At 36.8% G+C, this 19,129-nt stretch carries 10 protein-coding genes; 5 read left to right on the top strand and 5 right to left on the bottom strand.

All coding sequences use genetic code 11. The features are described 5' to 3' along the window. Window positions 1–486: 486 nt before the first annotated feature. Window positions 487–1,080: an RNA polymerase sigma factor gene (locus U735_RS0108255; RefSeq protein ID WP_031443368.1), complete on the bottom strand. Its 594-nt coding sequence runs from the start codon at window positions 1,078–1,080 to the stop codon at window positions 487–489. 106 nt (window positions 1,081–1,186) lie between these two features. On the opposite strand from U735_RS0108255, the gene U735_RS0108260 reads away from it, so the two are divergent. The 5 genes from U735_RS0108260 (at window position 1,187) to U735_RS0108280 (ending at window position 14,324) form a co-directional block, all read left to right on the top strand. After that, window positions 1,187–2,338, top strand: coding sequence for a FecR family protein (locus tag U735_RS0108260; RefSeq protein ID WP_051891923.1), 1,152 nt, complete (start codon window positions 1,187–1,189; stop codon window positions 2,336–2,338). Between the two features lie 202 nt (window positions 2,339–2,540). Then, window positions 2,541–5,879: a TonB-dependent receptor gene (locus tag U735_RS0108265; protein WP_180994040.1), complete on the top strand. Its 3,339-nt coding sequence runs from the start codon at window positions 2,541–2,543 to the stop codon at window positions 5,877–5,879. A 25-nt stretch (window positions 5,880–5,904) separates the two neighbouring features. Then, the gene (locus U735_RS0108270) at window positions 5,905–7,386 is read left to right on the top strand and encodes a RagB/SusD family nutrient uptake outer membrane protein (protein ID WP_031443371.1); all 1,482 of its coding nucleotides are present in this window, start codon (window positions 5,905–5,907) and stop codon (window positions 7,384–7,386) included. A gap of 119 nt (window positions 7,387–7,505) precedes the next feature. After that, window positions 7,506–10,976, top strand: coding sequence for a VCBS repeat-containing protein (locus U735_RS0108275; RefSeq protein WP_198036624.1), 3,471 nt, complete (start codon window positions 7,506–7,508; stop codon window positions 10,974–10,976). A gap of 12 nt (window positions 10,977–10,988) precedes the next feature. Continuing rightward, window positions 10,989–14,324 carry a VCBS repeat-containing protein gene (locus tag U735_RS0108280; protein WP_051891924.1) on the top strand — a complete coding sequence of 1,112 codons (3,336 nt, stop codon included), beginning with the start codon at window positions 10,989–10,991 and terminating at the stop codon, window positions 14,322–14,324. Window positions 14,325–14,689: 365 nt separating this feature from the next. Here the strand turns inward: U735_RS0108280 and U735_RS0108285 are convergent, their stop codons facing one another. The 4 genes from U735_RS0108285 to U735_RS0108300 all read right to left on the bottom strand — a co-directional run bounded on the left by U735_RS0108285 (window position 14,690) and on the right by U735_RS0108300 (window position 19,105). After that, entirely contained in the window at window positions 14,690–16,945 is a 2,256-nt protein-coding gene (locus tag U735_RS0108285; RefSeq protein ID WP_034248111.1) for a carbohydrate binding family 9 domain-containing protein, read from the bottom strand. Between the two features lie 336 nt (window positions 16,946–17,281). Beyond that, window positions 17,282–17,659: a PH domain-containing protein gene (locus tag U735_RS0108290; protein WP_031443375.1), complete on the bottom strand. Its 378-nt coding sequence runs from the start codon at window positions 17,657–17,659 to the stop codon at window positions 17,282–17,284. Between the two features lie 782 nt (window positions 17,660–18,441). After that, window positions 18,442–18,804 carry a helix-turn-helix domain-containing protein gene (locus U735_RS0108295; protein ID WP_031443376.1) on the bottom strand — a complete coding sequence of 121 codons (363 nt, stop codon included), beginning with the start codon at window positions 18,802–18,804 and terminating at the stop codon, window positions 18,442–18,444. Window positions 18,805–18,808: 4 nt separating this feature from the next. Next, complete coding sequence (locus U735_RS0108300) at window positions 18,809–19,105, bottom strand: type II toxin-antitoxin system HigB family toxin (protein ID WP_031443377.1); 297 nt, start codon at window positions 19,103–19,105, stop codon at window positions 18,809–18,811. Window positions 19,106–19,129 lie beyond the last annotated feature (24 nt).

Below are 19,129 nucleotides of genomic sequence, written 5' to 3' on the forward strand. Positions count from 1 at the left end.
AAAAGAACTTTGAGAAACTGTAGTTCCTTTTTTGTTTTACTTTCCGATACAGAAATATTAAAACCCCGTATTTATTGGGTAAAGTGTAAAATGAGGTACAAAAAGGTGCAGAAAGTATACGGAAATTAGCATTGGGTCAAAAATTCAGAATTGTATTTGAATGTTCTTAGACCGGTCTATTAATTTCCCTGACAACGCATAAGTTTTCTTTTTCTTTTGAATTCTACACATTATTATGATTTGAGCCGATTAAAATAATTAATCGGCTCATTTTTTCTATGATTTTTGAGCCAATAACAACTTAAATTGGATATCGTTCAGGGCTGACGGGACAAAATTATATGGACATATTTAAACCTCCAGGGTCAACGGTCAATTTTAAGATAGTGTAAGTAACATTATATGGCGAATAAGAAGCATAAAGTAACGGCCAATTTATTTCCACTAAGTAGCCGTGGGTTATTAGATATTATTTGGTTTAATATCTTAGACTACATTTTTGGTATTAACACCAAATATAACCATCAAAACGGTCTTGTACTTTTTTCCAAGTTTTTCCCTAAGAATGGTAAAAGCCTTGGTTATTTGGTTTTCTACAGTTTTACGTGATATTTCCAAATATTCTGCTATTTCAATATTGTCCAATCCTTCTTTTTTGCTCATAAGAAATATTTGTTGGCATTTGGGAGGAAGGTCATTTATGGCAAACATTACCCTTTCCATTATTTCTTCGGTTCCTTGTTGCTCCGGTTCCATCTCAAATTTCACTAGGGTATCCATATATAATTTCTCCAATGCCATTAAGGATTTGGCACTTCTGTATTGGTCAATGAACTCATTGTGGACAGCTCGGTATAGAAACCCCTTTATAGAAAGATTATGCCTTAGGGTCTCTCGTTTTTCCCATGTTTTTATAAAAACATTCTGAACTATATCTTGTGCCTTTACGGGGTCATTCACCAAACTGTTGGCATAAACACATAATCTCTGGTTATAGTTTTCCACTAAAAAGGAAAAAGCCTTTTCATTGCCTTTCTCCAATTGACCCATCAAAATCGAATTAACACTAAAATCCAACATCCCTTCTCGCTATTAAATAAAGATTTATTCAAATATGTGATTTTTTTTTGATAAAAAATAGGGGAATGATAAAATGGCTCCGTATTAATTATAGATTTAACATGATATGAAGTCCAATCGTGCTGATAGTTTAATAGTGAAATATCTTAACCATTCAATCAATAATAATGAATTGGATGAGTTGATTTCTTGGTTGGAACAGCCAGGTAATAGTGATGTTTTTAAGGAGTACGCTAAAATTAATTATTCAATAGATTACAAATTGAACACATATAATACGGAAGAAGTAAAAAATATTTTACTAAATAAAATCCAAAAAGATAAAAGGAGGAATAAGAGAAAACGTACTTTTGGGATTGCTAAGTATGCTGCCATATTGGTTCTGGCAGTAGGGGCAATATTTATATTTCAAAAAGAAAGATCAGACTCCGTAACAGCATTGCCTTCCACGGATGATCAAACCATAACTTTGGAACTGGATAATGGGCGATCTGTTATTTTGAAGGAAGAAGCTACACAAGATATAGTTTCGGATAATGGGCAAGTTATAGGGAAACAAAGTAAGCAGGGAATTCAATATGAGGATACCGAGCTTTCCGAATTAGTATACAATACCCTCAAGATACCCTACGGAAAAAAGTTTCAAGTAACCCTATCTGATGGTACCAAGGTGTTTTTGAATTCTGGTTCTAGTATGAAATTCCCGGTTAAATTTATTTCAGGTACCGATCGGACTGTTTTTCTTTCTGGAGAGGCTTATTTTGATGTTAAAAAGAATAATGACCCATTTATTGTGAAAGCCGAGAATATTGATGTGAAAGTATTGGGAACCCAGTTTAATGTTTCGGCTTATAAAGAGGACGAGGCAATGCGTACTGTTTTGGTGGAGGGGTCAGTTCAACTTCTAGGTAATAATCCAGAACATAATACAGAAGTTTTTCTACAGCCAGAACAAGAAGCCATTTGGGATAAGGCTGAAAAAAACATGGTAGTTGAAAAAGCAGACATCACATCAGCCATTGCTTGGATGAACGGCCAGTTGATATTTAGGGAAGTAGCTTTTAAAGACATTGTTAAAAGGTTGGAGAGGAGTTACAACTGCACTATTCTTAATAAGAATCCAATGCTCAATAATGAAATTTTTACGGCCACTTTTGATGTTGAAATTGAAAACATAGAAAAAATAATGAGCTATATTTCCAAAAACACTCCTTACAGCTATACCATGAGCGAAAACAGAGTTATCACTATAAACTAAAAACGACTGCCTATGAATTAGACGACAATTCTAATTTAAATATTGTTATATCACATAAAACGGGGAATGTCCGACCATCCCCCGAATTGAGATAATGTGATTTAACGTAGACTATTGTTAAACCGATTAACCAAACAAAAATATGAAAAATATCCGTTTTAGGGGGTGGCCTAGTCCTCTTCCTTTCAAAATGTCCCTCAAAATGAAACTGACTACCATATTGCTTATAGTTTCACTTTTTAAGATTCAAGCTAATTCTTACTCTCAAAATACCAAGATCACTCTTAATCACGATCAGATAAGTATAGGAGATGTATTTAAGGAAATAGAAGGTAAAAGTGATTTTAGGTTTTTGTACAAAAACAAAGAAGTGGATATTAATAGGAAAGTTTCTATTCATGTCACCAAAGAAAATATTTATGATATTCTAAATCAGCTTTTTAAGGAAACAACTGTGAAGTATGAGGTGTTGGACAATAGACAAATTGTACTTACCCAGCAACTTCAGAACAACATTAAACATATGAAGAGTATCCCTTTTGGGGTGCTCAAGCAGCAGACAACTATCAATGGGAGTGTTAAAGATGTCAACGGAATACCGTTGCCAGGTGCCAACGTTGTTGAAAAAGGGACAACCAACGGTGTAACAGCAGATTTTGATGGTAATTTCTCCCTGGAATTAATCGAAAAAAATGCCGTTCTTGAGATTTCCTATATAGGCTATTCCACAAAGGAAATTTCGGTAGACGGGCAGTCCGACCTTACTATTATTTTAGAAGAAAGTGCAGCTGGATTGGAAGAAGTTGTCGTTGTAGGGTATGGTACTCAAAGGAAAAGAGAGGTAACAGGAGCTATTAGTTCTATCTCCTCAGATGCTATCACCCAACAGACCATTACTGGTTTTGATCAGGCGATGGCGGGTAGGGTTGCTGGTGTTCAAGTTTCCCAGAATTCTGGTGCGCCAGGGGGATCAACTTCTATTAGGGTAAGGGGTATTGGAACCCCAGGAAACAGTGAGCCATTATATGTAATTGACGGAATACCTGTATTTAATAGTAATTCCGGTGGCGGTGGTGGTACCCCTCCAAGTCCGCTTAATACGCTTAACCCCAATGATATTGAGTCCATAGAAATTCTAAAGGATGCGGCCTCAGGTGCCATCTATGGTTCTAGAGCTGCAAACGGGGTAGTTATTATCACTACCAAGAAGGGGAAGGCAGGTGTACCAAAATTGAATTTGGATTATTCCATTGGGATGCAGAGTAAAGAGAAGAATTTCGATATTTTGGACGGGCCAACTTATCAACAGTATATTACTGAATTTTCAGGGGCAGCTCCTAATTTTACTAATCCTGCAAATACAAATTATATAGATGAAATATTTCAGTCAGCCACTATTCAAAACATGAACTTAAATGTAAATGGTGGAAATGAAGTATCTAAATACTCGCTATCATTAGGATATTTGGACCAAGGGGGTATTATTAGAGGTTCTGCATTTGAGAGACTCTCTTTACGTGTCAATACATCTCATGACGTAAGCAAGCGTTTTAGAATCGGAAATAATTTTTCGGTTTCAAGATCTATCAACAATCAGACACAGGAAAACAGTGTATTTAATGCCGCAATTGGTAGGGCCGTAATACAACCTCCAGTGATACCCGCAAGAAATGAAGATGGAAGTATTGGCCAGCCGGGAGATGTTGGTACTAGTTTCATTAGATCTGGTGGACCGCTGTACGTAACAGATGAACGTTTCTACGAAGCTGAACAATTCCGTTTCCTAGGTAATGTTTTTGCTGAATATGATATTTTCGAAGACCTTACTTATAGATTAAATTTAGGAGGTGATTATTTATCAAGTGGCTCTAATCTATTTTCTCCATCCTTTAAAGGTAGTGGAAGCCCTGATATTCTGTCTACAGGTCAACGCTATGACAGCAAGGAATGGATTTGGTTGGCAGAACATACCTTAAACTACAACAAATCATTTAACGATAACCACAATCTTGATGTTCTTGTAGGTTTTACGCAACAAAAATCAAGTTTTTCATCACAAAGCACCTCTGCAACAAACTTCGCCTCAAATGATTTGATTGCTGTAGGTACTGCGGCGGAAAGAATTGGAACCGGAAATCTAGTAGATTGGTCTTTAATGTCTTATCTAGGTAGGGTCAACTATAATTTTATGAGTAAATATTTTATATCCGCATCTGTAAGACGTGATGGTTCCTCAAAATTTGGTCCAGGTAATAAATGGGGTGTTTTCCCTGCATTTTCGGCAGGATGGCAGATAGCCGATGAGGAATTTTTTAAGGTTGACTTTATAGATGAACTAAAATTAAGAGCTAGTTGGGGCCAATTGGGTAACCAAGAAATTGGAAATTTTAATTACTTAGCACTTCTTTTTCCAAATGCAGGTTACGGTTTTGGTGGTAATGTGGGTTCAGGTAGTTTTTCGGCTCAACCAGCCAATACAAATATAACTTGGGAAACTGCGGAACAAACTGACATAGGTTTCGATTTAAGTCTGTTAAATAAAAAAGTGACCTTAAGTGTAGATTATTTTAACAAACAACAAATTGATATCCTATTACCTGGAACTTTACCCTTTGCTTATGGATTTATTGTAAATGGAGTACCACAATTTCCAACAGTTAACGCAGGTATAGTTAGAAACAAAGGGCTTGAATTTGACCTAGGAATTAAAGGCTTCAAAGATGATTTTAGTTGGTCGGTGAACGCCAATCTTGCTACTTTGAACAACAATGTTGAAAGTGACAATGGTAGCCCTATTATTAGCGATGGAGAATCTTTATCTGTCCGTTTTCAAGAAGGATTGCCTATAGGGGTCTTCTATGGGTATAAAGTAGATGGGGTTTTTCAGACCCAAGCAGAAATAAATGCCCTTAACCCCGATGCTGTAAACGGAGTTTATTACCAAGCATCCAATACGAGTCCAGGAGATTTCAGGTTTAAGGATTTAAATGGTGACGGTATTGTTAATTCTGAAGATCAGACAGCATTAGGCAGTGGAGTACCGGATTTTACGTATGGTTTAACAGCGAACATTAACTATAAAGATTTTGATTTTTCTATGTCTTGGCAGGGAGTACAGGGCAATGAGATTTTTGCTAATATCCTACAACAAGCGGGTGATTTTACAAAACCAGATAATAAATTCACCACACTATACGAAAATGCTTGGCGAGGAGAAGGAACTAGTAATACGGTTCCTGCCATAGGAAGTGGTAACGGTAATTATAGAAATTCAGATTACTATATACAAGATGGTTCTTTCTTGAGATTACGTTCCTTACAAATAGGATATTCAATACCTAACAATCTTTTGGAAACAATGAAACTTAGTAACCTAAGAATTTACGTTGGTGGTCAGAACCTATTGACGTTTGACAATTATGAATATGGTCTTGACCCTGAAGTTGGCGCAAATTCTGGAAACGCTCTAGAGAACGGTGTAGATCGTGGTCGTTATCCTATTCCAAGAACCATTTCAATTGGTGTTAATATCGGATTTTAAAAAAAAATAATAAAAAAATAATAAAATGAAAAAGTATATTTTTCTTAGTCTCTTTGCGGTAGTTATACTACTCGGCTGCGAAGATTTCATTGATCTAGAACCACAGGATCAGTTGACCACTACTGCATTCTATAAAACTGCCTCTGATGCAATTTCTGCCACGAACGCAGCTTATGATGGCTTTCAGCATTTAAATTATTATGGCTTTAATTATCCTGATATCTTAAATATTGCAGGGGGAGACGCCGTAAAAGGTGGTTTTGGAGCAGGTGACCGTCCGGCTTATCTAGAATTCGAAACATTTAATATAACTGATAATAATCTCAGAATCGGTGAATTCTATGCTATGGCATGGGGTGGTGTTAACCGTGCAAATCAAGTTTTGGACAATGTATCACTAATGGAAGTTGATGGGGATTTTACCGAAGCCCTTAAAACAAGGCTTTTAGGTGAAGCAACATTTTTAAGAGCACTACACTATACAAATTTAGTACTAGGTTTTGGAGGTATGCCCATTTATACTTCCGTACCAACTATTGATGCAGAAGTGCTACCACGAGCAACAGCCGAAGATTGTTGGACTTTCATAATTGAAGATTTTAACAATGCAGCAAGTATGCTTCCGGATTCTTATGACGCCGCAAACATGGGTAGAGCCACCAAAGGTGCAGCAAATGCCATGTTAGCTCGTATATATTCATTAAGAGGAGAATGGGGACAAGTTAACACCTATGCTGACTTGGTTATTAACAGCCAGGCAGGATATGATTTAGCCCCAACCTTCGCCGAAAATTTTGACGAAAGGGGTAATAATAATGTGGAGTCTATTTTTGAGATTCAATATACCCTATCAAACACTTCTCTGGATATATGGAGTTCGGCCGGAGATTGGAACTCTAATTTTATAGCTAAATACTCTGCACCACAGGTAGGGAACGCAGGCTGGGCCACGATGTCCCCAACACAAGAGTTGGTAGATGACTTTGAAGCTGGTGATATCCGTTTAACGGAAACTGTATATCGTCCGGGTGACCCATATGGCGACGGTGTATTTGACCCCAATGACGGTTCACATTTTGAAAATGCAGGTCTTTATGGTCATAAAAAATTGACCGGTCTTGATTTTGCAAATACTGCAGGGAATGGATTTGATTACAATTATAAAATTATTCGCTTTGCAGATATTTTATTATTGAAAGCAGAGGCAGAAAACGAGTTGAATGGAGTTTCGGAAAATGCTCTGACGCCACTGAATCGTATTAGAACACGTGCCGGGTTATTGCCCGTTAACGAAACGAATAACCCAGGACTTACTCAGGCTGGACTACGGGATATTATTTTAGGAGAAAGAAGAAGTGAATTCGCTATGGAAGGACTACGCTTTTATGATGTAGTTTATCGTGGCAGAGGGACGGAATTCCTTGGAACAAGAGGATATCAACCAGGTGATGAGATATTTCCAATACCACCAAGTGAAATTACCCAGACTGGTTGGCCACAAAACTAGTTATCATATTTAATTTTAAAAGGTGGTTTGGTTATTTATACCAAACTGCCTTTTTTCCTTTTAATCATTAAAAAATGTTAGAGGTAAAAAAAATAATAACTTTCATTTTGTTAATAGGTATGATAATTTCATGCACCTACAGGAAAAATGAAGTTTTCACCAAATTGGAAGTCGACAAAACTAATCTTGACTTTATAAATCAAGTTTTTGAGACGGATTCTATTAGCTTGGCGAATAATTATTATTTCTACAATGGCGCCGGAATCACAGTGAGTGATTTTAATAATGATGGTTTACAGGATATTTTTTATACTGGGAATCATACCTCTTCCAGACTATTTTTAAATAAGGGAGGACTTTTATTTGAAGATGTAACCCTTTCCTCCAATTTAGATAATAATTTTTGGAACAGTGGCTCTACCTATGCCGATGTAAATGGGGATGGATGGCAAGATTTATTTGTTTGCACCGTCGGAAAGGACGAACCAAATTTACTGTATATCAATCAAGGGGTATCTGATAATGGTATTCCCGTTTTTAAAGAAGAGGCTTCCAAATATGGGTTAGCCGATAAAAGAATTTGCACACAAGCTGCATTTTTTGATTATGACCAGGATAATGACCTTGATCTTTTCGTTATTGTGAACTCCCAGTTAATGAACGATCGTAATCTGACCAAACCAAGGAATACTGGTCAGAATTCATATACAGTTGATATACTTTATAGAAATAATGGGGACAATACCTTTACCGATGTCTCTGAAGAATCCGGTATTACCAACGAAGGCTTCTCTTTGGGATTGGCGATAAATGATATTAATAATGATGGTTGGCCAGATATTTACGTAGCTAATGACTTTATAACAAATGACCTATTATACATTAATAATAAAAATGGTGGTTTTGATGAAAAAGCCCTTGATTACCTGAGGCATACCAGTTACAACGGGATGGGGGTTGATATCGCAGATGTTAATAATGATGGATTCATGGATATTACCGTTATGGACATGCTCCCAGAATCTAATAGGCGAAGAAAACTAATGCAAGCGCCTGTTAATTATGACCTGTTCAATTATAGAGCGGATCTAGGCTATGCCCAACAACATGTTAAAAATACACTACAGATTAACCAAGGTATTAACAATGAAGGCAATTACCAATTTAGCGAATTGGGAACATTTGCAGGGATGTACTCCACAGATTGGAGCTGGGCACCATTATGGGCAGATTTTGATAATAGCGGGACCTTGGATTTATTTATTTCCAATGGCTATTATAAGGATTTAACCGACATGGATTTCTCCCTTGGTCTTAAAGAGAAATTACGTTTTGGGTCCAATGAACATAGTATTGCGTACCAGAAAGAAACTCTTGAAAAATTGAATCCGATTAAAAAATCAAATTATCTCTATAAAAATAATGGGCATCTTGACCTGGTCAACGTTACCAAAGAATGGGGTTTGGATGAGCCTTCATTTTCACATGGTGCGGCTTTTGCAGATTTTGATAACGACGGCGATTTGGAGTTAATCGTTAATAATCTTGGGCATACTTCCTTCTTTTATAAGAACAATACTATTGAGAATAATAAGGTAAATGAAAAAAAACAAGGCTTTTTCCTCAAAGTTAAACTTCAGGGACCCGGAAAAAATAAAAATGCTTTTGGCGCTCGTCTGGAACTGTTTTCTGAAGGAAGCCTAAAACAGAGTTATTATCATTCAAATGTACGCGGATATTTATCAAGTATGAGCGATGTTATCCATCTTGGATTAGGCGCGGAAAGTAGGCTTGATAGTGTGTCCATTCATTGGCCTGATGGCACTTTTCAAACTGTGGAAGCTATAACTCCGGATACTACACTAAACATTATTTATAAGCCCAATAGAAAAAAATCAACAACATTCAGACCTAAGACGCTATTTGAATCCATCACAGATTCTTTGCAATTGGATTATGTTCAAAAGGAAAATAATTATATCGATTTTAACAACGACCCACTTTTTTACAAAATGTATTCCCGGGAAGGACCAAGTATCGCCATAAACGATATAAATAATGATGGATTAGACGATATTTTATTAGGTGGTTCTTCTGAAAATTCGATCACTTTATTTACACAGAATTCAGGGATCTTTGAAAAAAGCAACATTTTGGAGGAGGATAAACAATATGAGGATATGGGAATGCTCCTCTTTGATGCGGATAGTGATGGTGATAATGATCTTTATGTTGTTAGTGGCGGCAGTGAATTTGCGGGGCAGCAAAATGCTTGTCAAGACAGATTTTATAAAAATGAAAATGGTGTATTCGTAAAACAAGAAGGAGCCTCCCTAAACACTGCAAGTGGAGGTCCTGTTAAAGGAGCGGATTTTGATAGGGACGGAGACATTGACCTTTTTGTGGGCGGTAAAATAAGCCCCGGAAAATATCCCACATCGCCCATAAGTAGTCTGTTAATAAATAAAAATGGCAGCTTACAAGAGGAAACGCCCCAATTTTTAAAAGAAATTGGAATGGTGAACGACGCCCTCTGGTCAGATTTCAATAATGATGGTTGGGTAGATTTAATCGTTGTTGGCGAATGGACCAAGATTCAAATTTTCATCAATAAAGAAGGAACATTAGAACCATATAAGGATAATGCATTGGAAGATTCATCAGGATGGTGGAATAGTATTTCCGGGGGTGATTTTGACAATGACGGTGATATAGATTACATATTGGGGAATTTTGGTTTAAACAGTTATATAAAAGCGGATAAAGACCATCCTATTCGCGTTTATGCAGATGATTTTGATGCCAACGGTAAAATAGACCCTATCATTTCCTATTATGAAAAGGATGATAAGGGCACATTAAAGGAATATTCCTTACATACACGGGACGCACTTATTTCTCAAATTGTCGCTTATAAAAAACGTTTCAAGAACTACAAATCTTTCTCTGAAGCAGATTTTGATGAAATCCTTAAAAAGCACGACCGTAAGAATGATTTTGTTCTTGATGCCAAAATATTAACAACGACCTATTTGGAAAATAGGGGGGCCGAAGGTTTTAAGATAAGCCAGTTACCTATTGCGTGCCAGATATCCCCTGTTTATGGAGTGTTGGTTAAAGATTTCGATGGTGATGGCAATCTAGATGCGTTACTCAGCGGTAACCAAAATTCTGCTGATCCCCTTTTCGGAAACTACGATGCGTCCAATGGCATTTTATTAAGAGGGAACGGCAAGGGAAAGTTGGAACCGGTTTCTACCATGGATTCGGGACTTTACTTGAATGGTGATCAAAAAAGCTTGGTGAATCTTTTTGTGGGTAATCAGCAGGTTCTACTTGCTGGAGCAAATCTAGGAACTATTAAGGCTTATGGCAATAATGCCCAAAATAAGGAATCCAACAAGGTTATTCCTTTAGGGTCAATGGACGCCGGAGCCTTTATTACATTTCAAAATGGTGAAAAAACAAAATTGGAATTTTATTATGGTAACAGCTACCTCTCACAATCTTCTAGAAAAATTAAGCTATTGCCAATAATGAAAGAAGTGATCATTTATGATTTTAATGGGGTAAAAAGAAAAGTACTTTAAAATATTATATTAATGGTAAAGAAGTATTTGTTTGGTTGGAGTGTTTTCTTCCTTGTCCTCTCGTGCAAGGATAATAAGAAAATACTTGCCGATGAAATGGTGCCAGAGCAAGTAATACAATCTTTTAAAGCGGTTTCAGCAGATAGATCAAATATTCATTTTTTGAATAGAGTTCAAGAATCGGAAAATTTCAATTACCTAACTTATCCATTTATATACTTTGGAGGAGGGGTTTCAATCGGCGATATTAATAACGACGACCTACCTGATATATACTTTACAGGTCAAATGGGAAAAAATTCTCTTTATTTAAATGAAGGTGGAATGTCTTTTAAAGACATTACCGAGGCTGCCGGAGTAGAAGGCGTGTACAATCACTGGACCACAGGAAGTACCATGGCCGATGTTAACAATGATGGTTTTCTTGATATCTACGTAAGTGTAGCAGGACCAGGAAACACAAGGAAAAATCTATTATATATCAATAATAGGAACAATACCTTTACCGAAGAGGCCGAACTGTATGGCATAGCTGATCCAGGGCATACCATTCAATCTGCATTTTTTGATTTTGACAATGATGGGGATTTGGATTTATATGTGGGCAACTACCCTCGATCTGGTTTCAACCAAAATAATGAGTTTTTTGAAAAGCGGATGAAACAACCAAACCTGGAGGAATCCGATAGGCTATACCTTAATGATCATGGAAAATTTACGGATGTTACCTTGACTTCGGGAATTCTAAATTATGGACTTACCCTAGGTATAAGTTTTTCCGATTTTAATAATGATGGAAATATGGACATATATGTTTCCAATGATTTTAATTCAAGTGACTTCCTTTATATCAACCAAGGAAACGGAACATTTTTGAATGAGCTTAAGAAGTATACAATGCATACTTCCAACTTTGGAATGGGGACGGATGCCGCCGATTTAAACAATGATGGCCTAATAGATCTTGTTCAGTTAGATATGATGGGTAGCACCAATGAACAACAAAAATCCAATATGAGTGCTATGAACTCAGCCTTGTTTTATGATCTTGTAAATAGGGGGCTGCACCACCAGTATATGAAAAACACGCTACAATTAAACACTGGGGTAGATAGCTTTATGGAAATTGGTGAGATGTCAGGGATTGCCTATACGGATTGGAGTTGGTGCCCATTACTATTTGATATGCAAAACAACGGTTATAAGGATTTGTTTATAACCAATGGTATGCGGCGTAATGTTAACAATAATGACTTTAACGCATTGTTCCGTATCCAAAAGGCATATGGCCAAGTAAAGCCTGAACAATATTTGCAATGGGTAAAAAAAATGCCCTCTAGCCCAGTAGCAAATTTTGCCTTTTCCAATAATGGAGATCTCACATTTGAGAAGAAGACAGCAGATTACGGCTTGGGCATAGAAGGTTTTTCGAACGGGGCCGCCTATGCAGATTTGGATTTGGACGGGGATTTGGATTTGGTCGTTAATCATTTGGATATGAAATCACAAGTATTTGAAAATAGGATCATCAATAAAACAGGGTCCAACTACTTGAGATTAAAACTAAAAGGTTCAGAAGATAATAAGTATGGAATTGGCTCCAAAGTCTGGATATATACCGGTGAGCAAAAGCAATTGATAGAACTTCAAACTACGCGGGGATATGAATCTTCTGTAGAACCTATAGCACATTTTGGGCTCGGAAACATTCAAAAAATTGATTCTATACAGGTATTTTGGCCCAAAGGAGGTCTTCAAACCTTATATGATGTCGATGTAAATGAATTACTGGAAATTCAACAGGAAATTAGCATACTGCCTAAAAGTAAAAAGGCTGAAAAAGCCGATCTCCTTTTTGTCGGCCTTACGCCAAAACTAGTACCAAATTATACCCATAAGGAAAATGACTTCGATGATTTTAAAAGAGAAGTTCTTTTACCACATAAAATGTCCCAACAAGGTCCTGCGCTAGCCGTAGCTGATGTAAATGGCGATGGATTGGAAGATTTTTTTATTGGCGCTGCCAAGAACGAGACGGCTATACTCTATATACAAAGTGAACAGGGCAGCTTTAATTCGCAATCTGAAGAGGTTTGGAAATCAGATGCAGCTTTTGAAGATGTTTCAGCAACTTTCTTAGATGTAAATGGCGATGGTTATAAAGATCTATATGTAGCAAGTGGTGGCAACGAAAGCCCAGATGGTGATGCGGTATATTTGGACCGACTGTATATTAACGATGGCTTCGGTAAATTTAAAAGGGATAAGGAAGCTTTACCAAAAATATATACCAGTAGCTCAGCGGTTAAAACAATAGATTTTGATAAAGATGGAGATTTGGATCTATTTATTGGGGGAAGACAAATTCCAGGAAAATATCCAATGCCCGTAAATAGTTATTTGCTCAGAAATGATAGTAAGAATGGAGTAGTACTATTTAAAGATGTTACGGATGACATAGGAGCTGAGCTTAATAAAATAGGAATGGTTACGGACGCAGAATGGATGGATATAAATAAGGATGGTTGGCCAGATTTGATAATTGTTGGTGAATGGATGGCTCCAAAAATATTCATAAATACTCGCGGTCAATTTTTGGATAAAAGTTCATCGTTTGGTTTAACAGATTTTGTGGGCTGGTGGAATACCGTAAAAGTAGTTGACTTGGACAATGATGGCGATCTGGATATAGTTGCCGGCAATCTTGGGCTAAACTACAAATACAAAGCCTCTAGAGCAGAACCATTCAAAATATACGCCAATGATTTTGATGCCAATGGGCAATTGGATATTGTACTGGGATATTATAACAATAACAAACTTTATCCACTAAGAGGTCGTGAGTGTTCTGCTCAGCAAATACCATCGCTAAAAAAGAAGTTTCCAAATTACACCACCTTTTCTAAGGCTAGTCTTACTGAAGTGTATTCTCCAGAAATATTGGAGACAGCCCTGAAATATGAAGTCGTAACATTCGCAAATTCAGTTTTCATAAATGATTCAGGAATTTTTTTACAGAGGCCTTTGCCCCATTATGCCCAAACATCCTCGGTAAACGCCATTGCTATAGATGATTTTAATAATGATGGCATTTTGGATGTATTAGTGGCCGGTAATCTATATGAATCTGAAGTTGAAACCCCACGAAACGATGGTAGTTATGGGGGAGTATTTTCAGGAATGGGAAACGGTGAATTTAAAACCATGTCACCTTTGGAAAGTGGTGTACATATTTCTGGAGTGGTAAAGGGTATTAAGAAAATTGCTATTAAAAATGAAGGAACATGTTATCTTATTGCTAGAAATAATATGGAGCTAATTATTTTAAAGTCTTTAACTAAGAGTTAAGTTATCTCCTACAAGATTCAAATTGTAGCTGCTTTGTTTGTAATGATTTAATAATTATGATTCGGTTTTTTCCTGTAAATCCATTGATTTTATGTTGGTTTAGAATTATGCGGTACTATATAGAAAACATTAGAAGCTTAAATCATTGCCATATACGATTAAATTACATAAAGGCACTGTAAATCCACAGGAATTAGCAATATTTAATGAAATACAATTACGACAGACGGTCCTTATACCCCTCCTTTCGTTTCCCTATCAAAAAAAATATACAATAGCATTTTGTACTTTCATCCAAGTTTTTCCCTTAGAATATAAATGTCTTGGTTATTTTATTTTCAACAGTCTGTAAAACCATTACCTACCTAAAAGCGATAGGTGTAAACCGCCTTCATCGCCGCTCCCTGTTGTGTTGTAAAAAGTCTTCTATTCAATGTTGGGTTGTTTAGCCAATTGTGGTTGTACACAAAAAAAATGTCGGTACCAGGAGTAATTATCCATCTAAAACGGGTATTGGTCCCAAGGATGTCGCTTATATCATCAAATTGAATGTTGGACGAAAGTGAAATATCGGGTGTAAAATCAAGCCCAAGATCTACCTGGAATAAATTAGTGCTAAATCCACTGTTTTCAGCACTTACTTGGGCATGCGTGTACCCACTGCTTAGATTAATACCAAGTGCTGGGCGAATGGTTAGGCCCATAACCAGCCTTCTAATATTTCCGGTCCAAAATCCTCCGGCTTCATAACCAATTGATCCGGATACCTTGCGAAAGGATGCAGAAGATGCCTGCAATTCGTAACCCCAATTAACGTATTTCCCTGGAGCTACAATAACCGTACTGTCACCAAGAATATCAAAGTCTTCATTAAGGAATTCAAAGCCCCTAGAGACTTCAACACCTAAATTATCACCAGATTCAAATCTGATCGTTCCTAAGTTAAACCGAAGATTTTCGGTAAGAAGTTTATTTTCCAATGAAGTGAGATACTCATAATAAACGCCCCATTCTATTTCTCTTATAAACTGACTCTTTTCAAATAGGGGAGCATAGTTAATTGCCGGTTGCAACCTTTTAAAACCGTTACGTTGGTTAAACCCGATTGCTGGATCATACTCATCTCCAAATTCCCTATATGAAACCCAAGCAGACCAGGGTTGGTTGGGAAAATTAAAACGAACCCCCCGGACTGATCTATCAGATATGGAGGTGGAATCATCCGAGGGTAAAGCGGGGTTGTGCGCAACAAAAAAGGCTGAGAACTGTAGTGTGTTATCTCCTAGAAATTCTGAAGTACTTAAGTTTAGATCGGTACCCCATGTATTTCTATCTTGAATTGGGTTACCAAATAATATATCGTCTTCGGTGCTTCTATGGGTATATATTAGGCCGATAGAACTCTCCTTCCAAAAATTTCTTCTATATCTGGCCACTGAAAAATTTTCTGGATTCAGTTCTCCTTCCCTTCCTGTACGTACATGCAATAGTGCAATGTTGCTCTTGCCTATATTTCCTATAAGACGACCTCCATACTTAATAGGAATAGGTATCCCGTTCACCAGTCCGATTCTGCGACTAAAATAAGGGTCTACATTACTTGATGGCGCAAATTCCAAAATTGAGGATCCCTCAAGAAAAAAATCTCTTTTCTCAGGGAATCGCAAAGGAAAACGAGTAAGATTTATTTGTCGATTGTCCACCTCGGTCTGTGCAAAATCAGTATTGTAGGTTATAGATGCTTTCAATTGGGATGTAATATTGTAATTAAGGTCAAACCCAAGGTCCATGGAAGAAGCACTGCTGTACTCAGCCTTCTCCTCATCATATACTTTGCTGGATTGGGTAATGCCATAAGGGATAATTTCCAAACCTAATCCCTGCGAATGACCAACTAGCCCCGTAAGAATACCGGCATTCTGCGGTCGTAACAATCCCTGGTTACGGCGATGACCTGTCCATAATTGTTCTTCGTTTTTACGACGTATGGTTCTTTGAAAATTAATTCCCCAAACATCGCTTTTCGGATCAAAGTTTATGCTGCGAAAAGGGATTTTGATTTCTGCAGACCAACCAAAATCGCCTATATAAGTCCATGCATTCCATATACCATCCCAGTCTTTGTTCAAGGTTTGACCCTGGCCTGAAGAAATGAGACCATCTCCGCGTAATCCCAAGGGATTTATTTCGAAAAAATAGGCACTTCGCTTGTCCATGAATGTATCAAAAATCCATCTGAAACGATCATCTGTCTCTAGGGATGCGTCCCTTTTCTTTTGAAAAGTCTTTATATCGGAAGGACTACTATCATAACAAACAACTGCGATATAAATATTTTGGCTATCAAAGGCAATTCGTATTTCCGTTTGCTCTGTTGGTTTAGCCCCTTCTTTGGGTTCTTGCATTAAGAAATTGCCATTACCCGGAATAGTAGTCCAAATTTCTTCATCCACAATCCCGTCCAGACGAAGCTCAATACCATTAAGTGGATACCCAATTATTTGCTTTACATCATCTTCATTATCCATGTCCTGACCAAACCCTAGAACAGGTATAAGGTATATGGGTAACTTATAAATGACATATATCAGAATTTTCTTAAAGTGGTTCTGGAAATTCATGTGTTTTGCATCACATTTATTTTATCAATAATGTCCGTCCTAATTTTCATTATAAATTCATTTGACCTTAATGTCCACAAGAATCATAATGATTGTGCCTTTTGGGAATACTTCCTAAAGATATATAGCGCCTTGGATTGATTATTCCCAACTTGGGTGACTATTGCATAAGTTAGTAAAAAATTCCGTCACGGCCATTATCAATGGGATGAGGTCACCTTAATGAAGTATTGGAAAACAAAAACCGTTCTAATCAGGGAAGCCTAAAATTATTGATGATAAACCACTTATATGGCTAAGATAGTGTTACTTTATTATGGCTTTAATAACTATTGGTTACATTACTTTAGTGGCTAAATATTTTTGTACTTCATACACATCTATGCTTTTATTGAATTTCTTACTTACACTAGGTGTATCCTCACTGGAAATCCAAATCTTTAGCTCTGCATCTAAATCGAATGTTCCGGATGTTTCCAAGGAGAAGCGAGAGATGTTTTTATAGGGTAGAGATTTATATTCTATTTTGCTTCCCGTAAGGCCTTGAATATCAACTAAAATCAACCTTTTATTAGTGAACATAAATACATCCCTGAACAAGGTAAATCCGAGTTCTATCTGCTCATCGTTGATTAGTAATCTAGCGTATTTTTGGTTGAGTTTTTCGGATGAGACCTCACTCGCGTTTCCTAATATTTTGTTTAATAGACCCATATGTAATTACGCTTTTTCCCAATTATTTAAACTTTCAAGGTAGTTAGTAAAAATTGCGTATCACAAATAAACCTTCACAATAAGTACAATTTGTAGAGAGTTCGGATTTATTGAATTCTTTTACTCGAAAATCGAGATTTAAACCTGCCTGCCCGTATCCATTCAGGCGGGCGTCGAAAGCAAACCTGAATGACCTTTCAAAGCCTCGTGGGCCTGCCATTGTCGGCAGACTGGCTTGCCCCGAGGTTGTTTACTATTTTTACCAAAACATTGGCCCACGATCCATTTAACATTGGTAATAGCCCCGCGTTGCTTTAATATTGTTGAAAAAAATAATAGAAATTCTAACAGATCATGTATTGTATAAACAAGAGGTCGCGACTAATGCGGCCATTATATTGCACTTAATTCTGAGCACCATGATTTAATGCTTATCGAAGTAGGTTATTACACCCCTTTTATTGGCTTTGCCCACAAATACGTTAAAATATAGATTTGGACAAACGCTTACAGGAGCTTGGTAAATATGAAGTTAAAGTAATAAAAATTACGAAAAGAAGAAAGGATACACGGATAAAACTAGGTAATGCTGCAAAGTATATAACTTCACAGCGTTTTGCCTACAGTTGAGGGTCAACCTTGGTAGACGATCGGTATTTGGGCTTTACTTCCCGATACAATATCTTTTTATCCCCGTAAATAGTAGGGTGGGGGCGTTCGAGGTGGAAAATAGGTGAAACCTTTTGCTTTCTTTTGATAGTATCATGCTTTCCGCGCTGTCTTTATTGAAGAATAATATCGCTATCAATATTTAATTTTTGATGCAAGGCTTTGGCAACATTTAAAGTAATCTCTCTTTTACCATTCAGATAATCGCTTATTCTTGATGCGCTTGTATTCAAAAGCGTGGCTAAATCTTTTCTTTTAAGACCCATTTCGAACATACGCAATTCTATCATTTCTTGTAAAGTAGGTAAACCAATTGGAAAATGGATTTCTTCGTATTGTTCAATGATATCGCTTACTTCCAAAAGTTCTACCATTTGAGGAGAATCTTCGGGCATATCATTCCCAACCTCTTTAAGCAGTTCTTCCAGGCGAAGATTCGCTTTAATATACGCTTTGTGCGTTATTGATTTTCCCATAATCTTATAACTTATCGATATTCTTTATTCTATTGTAATCTTTGTGGTTGCCAACCCACCTTATATAAACTCTTCCTACTTGAAACAGAACTATGGCAACTATTCTATAATGGTTTCCTTTAATATTGAATACATATCTATTATTTCCAACATTGTCAGCTGAATTGAATGCATTTTTCAAATCAGCAAAACTTTTCCAATCAGACTTCTTTGTTCTTTTGTGCCAATCTTGCAAGGCCACTTTGGCATTAGTTTCCTTAGAAAAATAGTCTTTCAGTTTTTTAAATGAAATTATATGCACTCAATAGAATGTGTTTAATAGAAC

It is taken from the genome of Arenibacter algicola (assembly GCF_000733925.1).
GTDB lineage: Bacteria > Bacteroidota > Bacteroidia > Flavobacteriales > Flavobacteriaceae > Arenibacter > Arenibacter algicola.

What these genes read in the sequence shown, in the direction of transcription:
- U735_RS0108255 (WP_031443368.1), bottom strand. Translation starts at nt 1,080, where the DNA reads ATGTTGGATTTTAGTGTTAATTCGATTTTGATGGGTCAATTGGAGAAA.
- U735_RS0108275 (WP_198036624.1), top strand. Translation starts at nt 7,506, where the DNA reads ATGATAATTTCATGCACCTACAGGAAAAATGAAGTTTTCACCAAATTG.
- U735_RS0108290 (WP_031443375.1), bottom strand. Translation starts at nt 17,659, where the DNA reads ATGGGTCTATTAAACAAAATATTAGGAAACGCGAGTGAGGTCTCATCC.
- U735_RS0108265 (WP_180994040.1), top strand. Translation starts at nt 2,541, where the DNA reads ATGAAACTGACTACCATATTGCTTATAGTTTCACTTTTTAAGATTCAA.
- U735_RS0108270 (WP_031443371.1), top strand. Translation starts at nt 5,905, where the DNA reads ATGAAAAAGTATATTTTTCTTAGTCTCTTTGCGGTAGTTATACTACTC.
- U735_RS0108295 (WP_031443376.1), bottom strand. Translation starts at nt 18,804, where the DNA reads ATGGGAAAATCAATAACGCACAAAGCGTATATTAAAGCGAATCTTCGC.
- U735_RS0108285 (WP_034248111.1), bottom strand. Translation starts at nt 16,945, where the DNA reads ATGAATTTCCAGAACCACTTTAAGAAAATTCTGATATATGTCATTTAT.
- U735_RS0108280 (WP_051891924.1), top strand. Translation starts at nt 10,989, where the DNA reads ATGGTAAAGAAGTATTTGTTTGGTTGGAGTGTTTTCTTCCTTGTCCTC.
- U735_RS0108260 (WP_051891923.1), top strand. Translation starts at nt 1,187, where the DNA reads ATGAAGTCCAATCGTGCTGATAGTTTAATAGTGAAATATCTTAACCAT.